General features: G+C 37.3%; 13 protein-coding genes. All 13 read right to left on the bottom strand.

What is annotated here, in order from left to right:
* Complete coding sequence (locus tag HMPREF9124_RS12390) at positions 1–972, bottom strand: S8 family serine peptidase (protein ID WP_009428688.1); 972 nt, start codon at positions 970–972, stop codon at positions 1–3.
* A gap of 3 nt (positions 973–975) precedes the next feature.
* Positions 976–1935, bottom strand: coding sequence for an AAA family ATPase (locus HMPREF9124_RS08705; RefSeq protein ID WP_009429543.1), 960 nt, complete (start codon positions 1933–1935; stop codon positions 976–978).
* Between the two features lie 297 nt (positions 1936–2232).
* On the bottom strand, positions 2233–3141 hold the full coding sequence (locus tag HMPREF9124_RS08710) for an acyltransferase family protein (protein WP_009427671.1): 909 nt from the start codon (positions 3139–3141) through the stop codon (positions 2233–2235).
* 338 nt (positions 3142–3479) lie between these two features.
* On the bottom strand, positions 3480–4679 hold the full coding sequence (locus HMPREF9124_RS08715; protein WP_009427931.1) for a polysaccharide biosynthesis C-terminal domain-containing protein: 1200 nt from the start codon (positions 4677–4679) through the stop codon (positions 3480–3482).
* A gap of 11 nt (positions 4680–4690) precedes the next feature.
* Positions 4691–5866, bottom strand: a complete 1176-nt coding sequence (wecB, locus tag HMPREF9124_RS08720) for a non-hydrolyzing UDP-N-acetylglucosamine 2-epimerase (protein WP_009428454.1) — start codon at positions 5864–5866, stop codon at positions 4691–4693.
* Positions 5867–5895: 29 nt separating this feature from the next.
* Positions 5896–6963, bottom strand: a complete 1068-nt coding sequence (locus tag HMPREF9124_RS08725) for a polysaccharide biosynthesis protein (protein ID WP_009429220.1) — start codon at positions 6961–6963, stop codon at positions 5896–5898.
* A gap of 79 nt (positions 6964–7042) precedes the next feature.
* Positions 7043–9052, bottom strand: a complete 2010-nt coding sequence (gene aepX, locus HMPREF9124_RS08730) for a phosphoenolpyruvate mutase (RefSeq protein ID WP_036597784.1) — start codon at positions 9050–9052, stop codon at positions 7043–7045.
* A 31-nt stretch (positions 9053–9083) separates the two neighbouring features.
* The gene (locus tag HMPREF9124_RS08735) at positions 9084–10079 is read right to left on the bottom strand and encodes a hypothetical protein (protein ID WP_036597788.1); all 996 of its coding nucleotides are present in this window, start codon (positions 10077–10079) and stop codon (positions 9084–9086) included.
* On the bottom strand, positions 10079–10522 hold the full coding sequence (locus tag HMPREF9124_RS08740; protein WP_036597791.1) for a sugar 3,4-ketoisomerase: 444 nt from the start codon (positions 10520–10522) through the stop codon (positions 10079–10081). Before HMPREF9124_RS08740 ends, HMPREF9124_RS08735 begins: the two co-directional genes overlap by 1 nt.
* On the bottom strand, positions 10515–11012 hold the full coding sequence (locus HMPREF9124_RS11485) for a GNAT family N-acetyltransferase (protein WP_255348637.1): 498 nt from the start codon (positions 11010–11012) through the stop codon (positions 10515–10517). The genes HMPREF9124_RS08740 and HMPREF9124_RS11485 overlap by 8 nt, the downstream gene beginning before the upstream one ends.
* A 37-nt stretch (positions 11013–11049) precedes the next feature.
* A complete protein-coding gene (locus HMPREF9124_RS08750) occupies positions 11050–12147 on the bottom strand; it encodes a DegT/DnrJ/EryC1/StrS family aminotransferase (RefSeq protein WP_009428644.1) in 1098 nt (365 codons plus the stop codon).
* 15 nt (positions 12148–12162) lie between these two features.
* Entirely contained in the window at positions 12163–13581 is a 1419-nt protein-coding gene (locus tag HMPREF9124_RS08755) for a lipopolysaccharide biosynthesis protein (protein WP_009428441.1), read from the bottom strand.
* Between the two features lie 60 nt (positions 13582–13641).
* A complete protein-coding gene (gene rfbC, locus HMPREF9124_RS08760) occupies positions 13642–14205 on the bottom strand; it encodes a dTDP-4-dehydrorhamnose 3,5-epimerase (protein ID WP_009429743.1) in 564 nt (187 codons plus the stop codon).
* Positions 14206–14246: the final 41 nt, after the last annotated feature.

Genomic DNA, 14246 nt, shown 5'->3' on the forward strand with positions numbered 1-14246 from the left:
CTAAAGTGCCTGACCATGAAGACGGCCGGCCATTTCCGTTCCGTGCCCATCATGATCAGAAGTGAACCAAGCAGTATCTACCGACTGAATTCCCCCACGAACTATATGAGGTTTAATTAATGGATGCTCTGCAGAAATGCCGGTATCCAGTAAACAGACCGTTGTCTTAGAATCTCCGATTCTCAGTCTTTCCAACAAATCGTCTTCCCAATCTTTTTGTTCTCCCCTCGAGAGCCCATCAAAGAAGGAAGTTGCTTTAGGCGCTCTCCTGAATTCAGTGATATCATCACATATCCTTAACAAGTCAATCAAATTGTCTTTATTGGCTTTTACTAAACAGACCATTTTTTCAGGAAAGCTGATTTTTTGAGATTTACAAGCAATATTTAATTCTTTACAACAGTTCTTAAATTTTGCCTCAACTACATCTTTATTCTGCTTATATCTTAGCCATACTTCACACCAAACTGCTTCCTGTGCAGGCATAAATTCATTTTCCCCTATCCAGAAAGATTCAATTTTCGCTCTTCTAACATATTCTATACTTCGAATCAAGTCATTATTTTTAGGGTTCCCTTTTCCAGCCAAACTTTTCCTATATTCATCCACTTTCTGCAAATAATATTCTGTCTTGTCTAAGGGAACGTATACTGTAGCTTTTGTAGTGCCATTTTCCTCTTGAATATTAAGAAGTCTAATCCCCTTACGTATATTTTCTAGAGATTTTGTATTAAGTTCTTTATTTGTTTCCCCTGAAAACTCCAAATACAAACCTTCTTTTCCCCTCAATATTTCCACTTTGGTTTGAGTCGGAATTTCTTCCATGCATTGTTTCAACAGACTTTCAATATGCTCTGCATGTTGTCTCGGATTTAATCGTACAGGAAAGGAGTCCGTATTGTGCGCTCCTTCTGCAGAATATGACATTCTGTTCACTTCATGGAGAAATATATTACGTTTCTTCCCTGCCATGTTTTATGCCTCCCTGGGGATATACGCCAGCTTTCGTTCATACACAAAGGAAAGAAGTCTTTCTTCTGTTATCTCATCACCGTATAAAATTGAATCTTTTATAGCATCGTCACAAACGCGAATGATTTCCGCTTGGCTTAAATTCCTTGCCGCTGTAAGCAGCGCCTCACCGGGAATAAAATCCGGACAATATCCCTCCAATTTAAATTCAAATAATCTCTCTATTTCTCTTTCAGACGGCATTAAATAATGAAGCACATCATCAAAACGTCTGAATAATGCCTGATCCAATATCTGCTGATTATTTGTCGCAGCTACTATAATACTATCCGATTCATCTTGCTCTATAAACTGCAAGAAAGAATTAAAAATTCTTCGGGCTTCACCGACCTCGTTATCCAAGCCTCGGTCAGCACCAATCGCATCAAATTCGTCAAACAGATAAACTCCTATGCTTGTGTCAACCGAATCGAAAATCCGGCGTAGTTTTGCGCTCGTTTCACCCATGAATTTTGTAACTACCTTATCCATTTGCACAATATGGAGAGGCAATCCCAATTCTGATGCTATTACAGAAGCCGTAAAGGTCTTTCCCGTACCCGGATTTCCCTCCAAGAGAATCTTCCTTCTATTGCCATATCCATATTGTTTAAGCTTATTTTTATTTCTATACTCTCGGAGTATCCTTTTTATTCTCTCTTCAAGATCTTTAGACACAATAAGATCGGACAATCTATCATTAGGCATCAATGTAAGAAACATGGAATCGTCATTATTCATTTTTATGATATTATTCTTGTGACGAGTCATATTGTCTACATACTTTTTAAGTTCCTGGGCAACAATCTCATGCCCCTGTCTTGCTTCAGAGGCTGCGATTTGTAATACGACTGTTTTGAATTTTTCATCATTCTGATCAAGGTGCGCTTTAATCAGGCTTTTTATCTGATCGGAACTAGCCATATTCATCCCCCTCCATCGCACAAATATTCCTAATGAGCATACATTTTCTACTTGACATAGTCAATGGCATTCGTTAGATGGAGTAAACTTCGTTAATCAAGTATTGGCAATCTTAAAAGTAGCTTAAAAGTACCGGAGATGTTGATTGCTTCTCTTCTCTATAAACGATATACTATAAAGGGCCCTACTGATATAATTAAAATCCTCGCACCTTTTTTAGAAGGAATTTAAGATGAACACACGCCTATGAATTTATCGGCAAAGGTAAATATGGTCTTAAAAAATGCTTGATCCCATTTACTTTTTAAACTCCAAAAATAATGGGACCATTTTTTTCTTTGAAAGCTTTTCCTCGAAGAAAATTAGTATTGACGAAAGAAATATTGTCAAAAAATAATATATAAATAAACTTATAACCGCATCTTTTGTTCCAATCATTTCTTTTACAAGCACTGCAATCGACCAATGAGTTATATAAATCACCATAGATAATTTTTCTGAAAAGTCACATAAACTTGTGGAAAGTCGGGAGGCGACCCCGTCCTCATCTAATAACAACGTTAGGGAAATCATAAAACAAACTAGTTGAATTCTTCGTTCATTAAATTGAAATAAAGCCATCGTAATGGGAACAAGTGAAATTAATACTCCAAGAATGTATAAAATTCTTTTATCTAATTTTATTCTTACTTTTTGATTAAAGTAAAAAATTGTCACTCCAAGTAACATTCCACTAATAATCCTAAAAAAATTCATAGGAAAAGTCGCAGTGACAGCATCCACAATATTTGCATAGTAAATAAGCGGAATTAAAATTGCAAGCATTGAACAAATTGAGTCATTTTTTTGCTTACAAAAAACACAAAATAAAGGAAAAACTATGAACATTGATGAAAGCATCCACAAAGAACCATTACTAAAAGAACATTCAAAAAATACAGTTGTTAACAGCATATCTTCAACAAACATATTCCATATTCTTCTCAAAGAGAAGTCTCGCAAACAAATCAATATAATCCCATTAGATACCACAAGATATGGCATAAATTTAATAAACTTATGGAAAGTATATTTGAAGAAACCACTGTCGGGCTCATTAGATGTCATAAAATGTTTAAATGTATAATATCCTGTGATAATTAAAAAAAATTCAACAAAGATTCCATTTGCGACAAAAGGATACTCCCCCCTTAATTGGGTAAGCAATACAAAAGTGTCCTCCCATTATACAAAGCAACATTATTAGAAGTTTTAAGATACTAATTGTTCCATTTCTTTTTTTCATAACTCTACTTTTTGGTTAAGTTTATTATATCGAAGTGGAGATTGTATTATAGAACACAGTAGTTCTCTAATTTTAGTCAACTATCCCTATGCACCTTAATGATACCCTATAAGAATAACATGAATACTCTTATGAAAGTTTGCACTTGAAATATACTTCGCTCTTTCAGCCGGGTAAGGAGTTCGCGTGAATAAATTTTAGAAGATGCTGTATTTATACTCATAGAAACTGCTCTACGAGAGTTGGTCTAGTTATTTACTTACACCGGTTCAAAAAAGGTATCCGGATGATTGGAGTCAAATATTTCATTCGCCCACATCACTGTTATCAGATCTTCTGTTTCAGATAGATTAATAATATTATGCGTATATCCCGGAAGCATTTGCACTGCTTGTATCTTTTCTCCGGACACTTCAAATTCAATCACTTCATCAGAACCGATTTTTCTTTCTTGAATGAGACCGTGACCTGACACAACAATAAAAATCTCCCACTTTTCATTATGCCAATGCTGCCCCTTAACCTTTCCCGGCTTATTGATATTTACAGAAATCTGACCATGATCAAGTGTCTTAAGTAACTCGGTAAATGATCCCCTTTCATCTTTTTTCATTTCCAGATTATAGGCAATCTTATCTTTTGGAAGATAGCTTAAATACATAGAATATAACTTTTTTTCAAAAGACCCTTTAGGGATTGTAGGCATAATCAATGTTTTCGCTTGGTCATGAAATTGATGAAGGCAATCAACGATATATCCCAAGGTCGCTTTGTGTGTTATTGGTGCATAACAGTATTTTCCTTCTTTTTTCTCTACCGCTTCCACACCGTCAAATTCGCAATGATGTTCCTTGCCCTCCAAGGCATCATACATTTCTTCCAGCATATCATCTATGAATAGCATTTCCAGCTCCACAGTCGGGTCATTTACCATAATCGGTAAATCATTTGCTATATTATTACAAAATGTTCCTACTGCACTGTTATAATTCGGTCTTACCCACTTGCCGACAATGTTTGGAAAACGATATACCAATACTTTAGCGCCGGTCTCCTTTGCATATTGAAAGAAGAGATCCTCCCCTGCTTTTTTACTTAAACCATACTCTGATGTTCCAAAGCGACCTGAAAGGCTTGCCTGTATACTACTGGACAGCATAACCGGGGATAGATTATTGTGCTTTTTTAATCTATCCAAAAGCACGGATGCAAATCCAAAATTACCCTCTTTAAATTCTTCCTGGTTCTTTGGTCTATTTACTCCTGCAAGATTAAAAATAAAATCCGCCTTACTGCAATACTCATCGAGTTCTCCCGGAGTGGACGAAATATCGTACTCATATATCTGTTCTATCTCTATATTCGGTCTAGTCCTATTTTTACCGTCTCTTATATTCTTAAGGTTTTCTACGAGATTACGGCCTACAAATCCTGCCGCCCCGGTAATCAGTATGTTCATAGCTCACCATCCTATACTTCTTTTCTCCATACCATTTTATTGACAACCCCCACATAGGATTGGATTATCTTCACTACTTTATCGGATACATTAATGTCCGTATAATCCGGAACAGGAACCGCTCCCCCATTCTTTTCTACCCTAATCATCAAAACTGCAGTATCTACAGCTTGAAGCAAGCCCTTTGTATCAATCCCCGAGAGTATAAAGCAAGCCTTATCAAGGGCTTCGGGCCTTTCCGTAGAAGTCCTGATACAAACTGCCGGAACCGGATGTCCTACCGAAGTAAAAAAGCTACTTTCCTCCGGCAAAGTCCCTGAATCTGAAACAACGGCATAAGCATACATTTGGAGACAGTTATAATCATGAAATCCCAGAGGTTCATGCTGAATGACTCTTTTATCCAGTTTAAATCCTGAAGCTTCCAGTCTCTTTTTTGATCTCGGATGACAGGAATACAGAATGGGCATATCATACTTTTCTGCCATTTGGTTGATTGCCGTAAATAAACTTATAAAATTCTTTTCCGTATCGATATTCTCTTCTCTGTGAGCGGAAAGCAATATATATTGTCCTTTTTTCAAGCCCAGTCTCTTGTGAACATCGGAGGCCTTAATTGCATACAGATTTTCCGTCAACACCTCCGCCATAGGAGAGCCTGTGACATAAGTACGCTCCTTTGCCACTCCACAATCCGCCAAGTATCTGCGTGCATGCTCCGAATAAGCTAAATTGACATCAGAAATAATATCAACAATTCTTCTATTTGTTTCTTCTGGTAAACATTCATCCTTGCACCTGTTTCCGGCTTCCATATGGAAAATCGGAATATGAAGCCTTTTGGCTCCAATTACAGACAGGCAGCTATTTGTATCCCCTAAGACAAGTATAGCCTCCGGCTTCAGCTCTGCCATTGCCTTATAGCTTTCTGAAATGATATTTCCCATTGTTTCCCCAAGATCACTCCCTACCGCATCCAGGTATAGCTCCGGATTCTCTAAGCCCAAATCCTCGAAAAATACTCCATTGAGATTGTAATCATAGTTCTGTCCGGTATGTACCAATATAGTATCAAAATACCTTCTGCATTTTTTTATAACTGCCGAAAGCCTGATAATCTCCGGACGAGTTCCTACAACTATCATCAGCTTTAGCTTTCCATTTTCTTTCCATTTTGGATATACCATTTCACTATCGCTCCCAATAATCTGTATATTTATGCTTCTACAACATGAGGGCGCCCTTCCAGCTCCTCTTTCACATAATCTGTCTTTAGTATCTTTGAAACAACTCCATCTACATCTAAGCGCTTGGTATTATGAGAGGTATACGCTTCATCCCCCTCGGTAAGGACATCCCCTTCCACATAGAACTTATCATAGTTTAAGCTTCTTCCGTCTGGAGCAATGCGGAAATATTCTCCCATATCTGTTGCACGAAGTCTCTCTTCTCTTGTCATCAGTGTTTCGTACAGCTTCTCTCCATGTCGAGTACCGATTATTTTCTTTTCCGTATCCCCGAAAACCTTCATTACTCCGTCTGCCAAGTCTCCAATGGTACAGGCATCCGCTTTTTGAATAAACAAGTCTCCCGGTTCCGCATTTTCAAATGCAAAAGCAACAAGGTCAACAGCCTCATCCAAGTTCATCAAGAAGCGTGTCATATTAGGATCGGTAATTGTAATCGGGCGTTTATTCTTGATTTGATCAATAAACAGGGGAATAACCGAACCTCTTGAACACATTACATTGCCATAGCGAGTACAACAAAGCACTGTACCCGACCTATCAAATGCACTTTGCGCTCTTGCTCCAACAAGCTTTTCCCCTAATGCTTTACTCATTCCCATCGCATTAATGGGATATGCCGCCTTATCGGTACTGAGAAATACTACTCTCTCAACCCGGTTCTCTACAGCAGCTGTGATTACATTGTCCGTACCCAGAATATTCGTTTTAACCGCTTCAACCGGAAAAAACTCACAGCTGGGAACCTCTTTTAAAGCCGCTGCATGAAATACATAATTTGCGCCATACATTACATCGCGAACCGAATCAAGATTTCTTACATCACCAATGAAAAACTTAACCTTTCCCGCATAATTGGGATAATGTGCTTGCAAGTCATGTCTCATGGAATCCTGTTTTTTTTCGTCTCTGGATATTACACGGATTTCTCCAATCTCCGTTGTTAAGAAATGACGCAAACAAGTTGAACCGAAGCTTCCTACTCCTCCTGTTATTACCAGCGTTTTACCTCTAAATGCGTCCGTAATATTTGTCATTTTATATTTCCCCTTCTTTTCAGTTCAAGCTTTAAAAACTTTCCTTTTAAATATTCAATTCCTATTTAGCCTAAAGATCCTACAGTTCCGCCGGAATCATACAAATTATATCCTTAAACGGCATTAGCATTTCATCACATTCCTGTGCTCTGTGGTTTTCAAGAATTATTTCTGCCGCTCTTTTCATAGCAGGAACTTCTGCCCGCATGAGCTGATTGGCATATATTATAATATTGGCTCCGCGTTCTTTCCACTCCTCTTCTTTAATAGAGTTAAAGCTTGTAGGTACAAGTACAATCGGAGTATTTTTATTTTTCTTTCTAAATACCTCGATGAACTCTTGAATTTCTCCGGGATCCTCCTTTCGGCTATGAATCATGATTGCATCTGCTCCGGCTTCCACGAAAGCAAATGCACGAGTAAGCGCATCCTCCATCCCCTGCTCAAGGATTAAGCTTTCAATCCTCGCACAAATCATGAATTCTTTTGTTCGCTGGGCCTTCTTGCCTGCACGAATCTTTTCGCTAAAGGATTCAATACTATCCTGTGTCTGTACTACCTCAGTTCCAAATAAGCTATTCTTTTTAAGTCCTGTTTTATCCTCAATGATAACCATAGATACACCAAGCCGCTCAAGAGACCGCACGGTATACACAAAATGCTCCGTTTTTCCACCTGTATCCCCATCAAAGATAATTGGTTTCGTAGTTACTTCAGTAATATCCTCAATTGTTCTAAATCTACTCGTCATATCAACCAACTCGATATCCGGCTTGCCCTTCGCTGTGCTGTCACAGAGAGAACTCACCCATATTGCATCAAACTGGTGACCGCCTCCATCTTGATGAACTACTGTATTCTCAACGATAAGACCGGTTAAGCCGTCATGAGCTTCCATAGCCGTTATTAATCCCTTAGCCTCAATCATGCGTCTTAAACGCCCTCTTCTTATATCCGGCATTGCAATATCAGCTCTTGCTCTTGCCTGAATGTCTACATATTTCTGATCCGCGCTATAGGGATACTCAACGAGTTTTCCACCATATGATGCAAGAATAGAGGTCACCTCATCCCTAATCGGTTTTTGAAAGCCCTGACACCAATCATCACCATGAACCACAATAGACGGTTTATACTTTTCCAAATTTTCTCTATACGAGAGTGACTCTTGCTCTACAACTTTATAAACTCCCGCTACATTTTCAAAAATAAGTTTTCGTTCAGATGCCGGAACAAGCGGAAAGCGCTTATAACTTGCTACTGCTTCATCAGAAAGAACCCCTATAATTAATTTCCCAAGTTTTTGCGCTTTTCTTATTATTGCTATATGTCCTCCATGAATAATATCTGTGGAGAAGCACATATAAACCGTCCGAGATTCTATTTCTTTCAATTTTGTACTTACAAGCAATAAATCTTCAGGAGTGTCAACTTCGGAGCATAGAAGATCCCCTACATCCATAGCCATTATATTTGCTCTGCCTTCTAAAGCATTTAATGCTTCTTCAGCATAGACATGCGTATTTCCCTTCTCGCAGAATTCAATTATCTCATGAAGCCACAGCTTCCAATCTTCTTTATTTAATTTGTATAAAGCTTGAGCCTCGATTGCGTCAGTAAAAAGGTCAATCCCAACGCGAATTACCTTGCCATCTTTAATTTGTGCTTTAAAGTCTTTTTGCGGCAAAGGCAAAGTAGACGATACAGCCATGCATGAACTTTCAGAAAGTAACAGCTTTTCGAAAACTTCTGTTTCAAACACAAGATCACCATGCATAAGGACTATATCATCATCAAGAAAATCTTTTGCACAATAAATACTATATATATAATTGCTATTATCATAAATCGGGTTTTTTATAAAGTGAAACTGAAGAGGCATGTCCAAGGATTCACAATAGTTTATCAGAACTTCATCATAATATCCGGTAGTTATAACAACCTCTTTAATTCCGGAATTTACAATTTGTTTAAGCTGACGCGATAAAATCGTATCCTTGGAATTGATTTCCGTCATACATTTTGGATGATTCGATGTTAAAATTCCCATACGGGATCCTAAACCCGAATTTAGTATTAAAGCTTTCATATTCTATTCCCCTATCACTTATCTCAAGACATCAGCTCTGATAAATAAATTCTTTTAATTCCTTTTCTATCTTTCTAATTTCATCTTGATATGCGTGGTTTCTCCACATTCCTATATTCTTCTTTGAGACATCCGGATTAAAACGAGTATATTTCCCAAAATGATGCTCCGGTAGAAAACCGCAAAAATCATAAATTTCCCCGACTATACGATGATAATCAAGAACCAACTCCTCAAATTGAACTTTTAGATATTGCGTATCTTTCCCTTCTTCTTTTCTTACTTTTCTAAACCAATCCACAAACAGCTGAACATCATGATTAATCGCTACATCATATCCTACCAAACTTTTTTCTTTTATCAAATCCACATACACATCTCGCGGATCCCTATCTACTACAATGACCTTGGAATTATTAAAATATCTGTTTCCCCAAGACGGTCTATTAGCCGGGATTGCTTGATCCAGAGCAATAAAATTATTATCGTTATAATTGACGAAAGAGCTAAAAATATTATTTATATATACTTGGGTCAATTCAATAAACTCTTCTTCCGTTTTGACAGATAAAAATAAAGAAGTATATTTTTGATAGTCATAAAGCTTTAACTTTCGTAATATTTTATGAATAATATACGGTATGAAGGGAGTATATACATCCAGATACCACCAATACCCTCTATATTGATAATCGCAAATCGAATCTATGAATTCTCTACTTATGCCTTGAAATGAGCTTCCAAAATCCTGATTATACGACATCCCCAGTGGTCTAAAGCCTCTGGAACCACGAGAATAAATATCAATAAAATGGAGAAACTCCTTTATCGCTATATCCTCATTTAGCGGATCTATAGAACTATTAATCTGGATATCCAAATCCCTAAGCCCATGAGGATCCTTAATCAGTCTAAATTCTTTTTTCGGAACATATACGCCTTTGATTTCTCTCATGATATCCACTAATGCACTACTTCCGGACCATCCAAAGCCGTTTATAAGAATATATGTGAATTGATTCGTCATTATTCTATATTCCCCTCATTCCCGCAATTATCTTTGAGTATTTCTTTAACAAAATCATCGTAATCTCGGATATATTCTTCAGGGTCATAGTGCGTACTAGCAAGAACCAAAAGTACGGAATCCGCGCTAAAATCGTACATATCTTTCCATACCATAGTTGGAAGGTAAATCCCGGTATGCGGACGGTTCAAGCAATAAATCGCCTCATTTCCCTCTCCATCTTTCACCTTGACCTTGCTTTTTCCCGCAACATTAATAAGAACAAATTCAGACTTTCTATTTGCATGCTGTCCTCGTACAACATTTGCATCTGAACCGTAAATATAAAATGCTCTTTTAATATCAAAAGGTATATCTATATTTCCTTCTACTATCACCAAATGTCCACGCTCGTTTCCTTGCTGCTGGAATTCAAGCATTTTTACTTTATTCATATTATGCATAACTATTGTTCCCTTCATTTTCTTTGCACATCAAATATTCCTTTCGCCCGAAGGAATCCACACTTTCTTTCAGCACTTGAAATCCCGCTTTCAAGTAAATATGATAAGCTGCTAAATTATCTGCATAGACAAATAGATTAATTCTCTTTAATTGTAACTCCTGAAATGCCAATGTACATGCTGCAATCGTTGCATTTAGTCCTATACTCCTCCCATGAGCATCTTTATCTCCAATCAAAAGTTTGCCAAATAAACACTCATCCTCTTTAAAAGCGTATAAACTAAGGCTTCCGACCAAACGATTCAGTTCCTTACATTCCACAATGGCAAAGCACATATTATCTTTATCGGACTTGTACTCATTAAACCACTTTTTTTGCATTTCAGATGTAATAAAGGGAAGTTTATTCAAATAAACACTATTGTCGGGATTATTTCTCCATACTCTAAGAGATTCTATATCCCACTCCATAAGCGGTCTAAGATACACATTTTTGAAATATATTTCTTTAGTATGTTCCAATGTATCACCCTTTAAAGCTGTTTACTGTTTCTATTACCAATCCTTGCTCCTCTTCCGTCATCCCGTTATACATCGGAAGACTAAGCACTTCATTAGCATATTGTTCAGTAATCGGAAAATCCCCCTTTTTATATCCAAGATAAGCATACGCTTCTGATAAATGCGGCGGAATTGGATAATGAATCAATGTGCCTATTCCTCTATCTTTAAGATAGTCCACCAGAGCATCCCGATATCTCGGCACATGAATGACGTATTGATGCCAGCTTGAATCCGCACCGGGACGAATCTTAGGTTTCTGAATAATCGGATTACAAATTTCCTTTTGATACCTTGCCGCTATCTTACTGCGTTCCTCGTTCGCCTCATCCAGATGTGTAAGTTTTACGCGAAGAAGTCCTGCTTGAATTTCATCTAGGCGGCTGTTGCTTCCCACCATCATGTTCTGGTAGCGCTTCTCCGAGCCATAATTTCTGAAAACACGAAACATTTGGGCAAGTTCTTCATTATCCGTTACAATACATCCTGCATCACCAAATGCCCCACAGCCCTTGCTCGGATAGAAACTAAAGCATCCAACATTGCCAAAAGTCCCTACCTTTTTACCCTTCCAATGATTTCCATGGCTCTGAGCACAATCTTCAACAACTTTCAAGTTATTTCTATGCGCAATATCCATAATTTTTGTCATATCACAAGCTTGTCCATAAAGATGAACCGCAAGGATAGCTTTAGTTTTTTCTGTTATAGCTGCTTCAATCTTATCTGCATTAATGTTGTCATACTGATCGGGTTCTATGAACACAGGCGTTGCTCCATTCATAGTAATTCCCATAACGCAAGCAATATAAGCATTGGCGCAAACTACTACTTCATCCCCTTCAGCAATATTCAGTAATCGAAAAGAAATCCAAAGAGCATCTAATCCCGATGCAAGGCCTACACAATACTTTGCTCCTACATATTTTGCCCACTCCTCTTCAAATGCAGATACTTCCCGACCTAATATATACCAACCGGAATCCAAAACTTCACAAGCTTTTCTTTTATACTCTTCTGCATATTGAAGATACTGCCTTTTAAGATTGTTGGGCATAATCATAAGTATTGTCTCCTTCTATTGTTTTGTATTGTTCCTTATCTCTTTCAACAATATTTCTTTGTTCCCTATAAGATATCCTCCTCCAAACAAGATTAGTATGATTAGAAGGATAAGGCGAATCCACAAGATATTTATGGATGTAACAATCAATAAATTGAGTCCTGCCAGAAACAAAAATGAAATCAAGAGTACTCTGCTATGAAACATGGGATGATGATCCAATTTCTTTGCGAATCTAAAATGCATCAGAAATAAGGTTATCTTTGATAGTGCTGTGGCATACGCCGCACCGTGATATCCAAAAAGCCGTATAAAAAGCACATCCAAGATAATATTTAGAATAACCGTTATTAGTGTTGCCGTCATGATATAGACAGTATTCTTATTATAATACTCAACGCTGATTGGAATGCTATACATGAGTTCTGCAAAAACGCTAAGCGCCAGCGGAATAAGGCTATATATACATGGCCAATAATTTTGTCCGGTAAATATATGAACCAAATCCGGAGAAACAAGCATGAATCCGCCAATAATAAATGTAAAGAGTGCTATATATCTATCATTAAGCCATAGAATTTCTTGGTAAGCTTTTTTATCGAGCTTTCCATAGAACCATGGAATCCATGCCTGTTGCAGCGATTGCTGCAATACCATAGGAATTGTTATAATGGTTGTGGCAACCGCATATATTCCTGCAGAAGAATAGGCTCCAAAGTATCTAATCAATATTCTGTCTGATTGAGTTAATATAACTGTGGCAACAGTGTGAAAAAATAATGGTATTCCCCAAGCCAGCGCATATCGTATGTTCTCTTTCTGAAAGTGAAATGCTGTTTTTGTTGATACTTGTAAGTATAACATGCTTATTATGGCTGATAAGGTGCTTCCGTATACCCGAGCAAGGTGTACATTTTCCGCTTTATAAATAGTCACACAAAATGCAAGCGATAAAGCTACATTTCCAATCGTGTGTATCCCTAAATATCCCAGATATCTCATATATCTGCCATCAATAACCAATCTGGCCCCTATGATGTTACACACTGCTCCTGTCATAGATGTTATCAATAGACAGTTCCATAAAATGGAATTCATGGATAGAATATCGCCCCAAAAAGGAATTATCATATTGACTACGGCCATGACGATTATGCTTAATGTTATGGGAATAGCCAACACCGTTGACATATAGGATTCAAAGTCAATCTCTTTCGCATATTTTGCTATTGCAACAGTGGAAGAAAGCCCCAAGAGTATTATTGTCTCAAAAATTGTTAAATACGCAATGTAAATACTATATACACCATATTCATGAGTACTCATTAATCTGGTAAAAATTGGAAGCATGAAAAAATTAATACCTTTGATTAAGATATTCCCAATCGTATACCAAGATGCGGCTTTTATAATGTTATATTTCTTCTCAGCCATTGTTTATCAAGCTCTTTTTATTAAACAACAATATTTGAATACGCATATTTTCAACTTTCCTTACATTTTTTTATATTCCTTAAAGCTCATCAGCTTTAAATCCTTCTCACTGATAATCATATTCTCAATTCCGCCTATTATTTCAAATGGCCATTGAACAGCAATTTCAGGATCATTATACATAATCCCGCTATCTCCCTTATCGTAAAACACTTCATTACATTTGTAGCTTACAATAGACTCCTCTAGCACCAGATAGCCATGACCGAAGTGCTCAGGAACATATAATGCATTCCTATTTTTTTCACTTAGTTCATAGCCAACCCACTTCCCAAAAGTATCCGATTCTTTTCTTAAATCCACTATAACATCATATATCTTACCTTTCACACATCTCACCAGTTTTGCCTGCTGCTTCCCCAACTGAAAATGGAGCGCTCGAATAACGCCCTTATGGCTAATTGTGTAAAAGACCTCTTTAAGTTCATGTTGGATTCCATACTCTGAAAACACATCTATATTATAGTCTTTAATAAATCCTCCGCGTTCATCCGTTGCATAAAAAGGGTGAATTAAATATGCCCCCTTTAATGCCGTTTCGTGAAATTCAAATTTTTCAACCATATTCCCATCTCCTAATACTTAATATAAAAAATGAACTCAAT

The organism is Oribacterium sp. oral taxon 108 str. F0425, from assembly GCF_000214455.1.
GTDB classification, from domain to species: Bacteria; Bacillota; Clostridia; order Lachnospirales; family Lachnospiraceae; genus Oribacterium; species Oribacterium asaccharolyticum.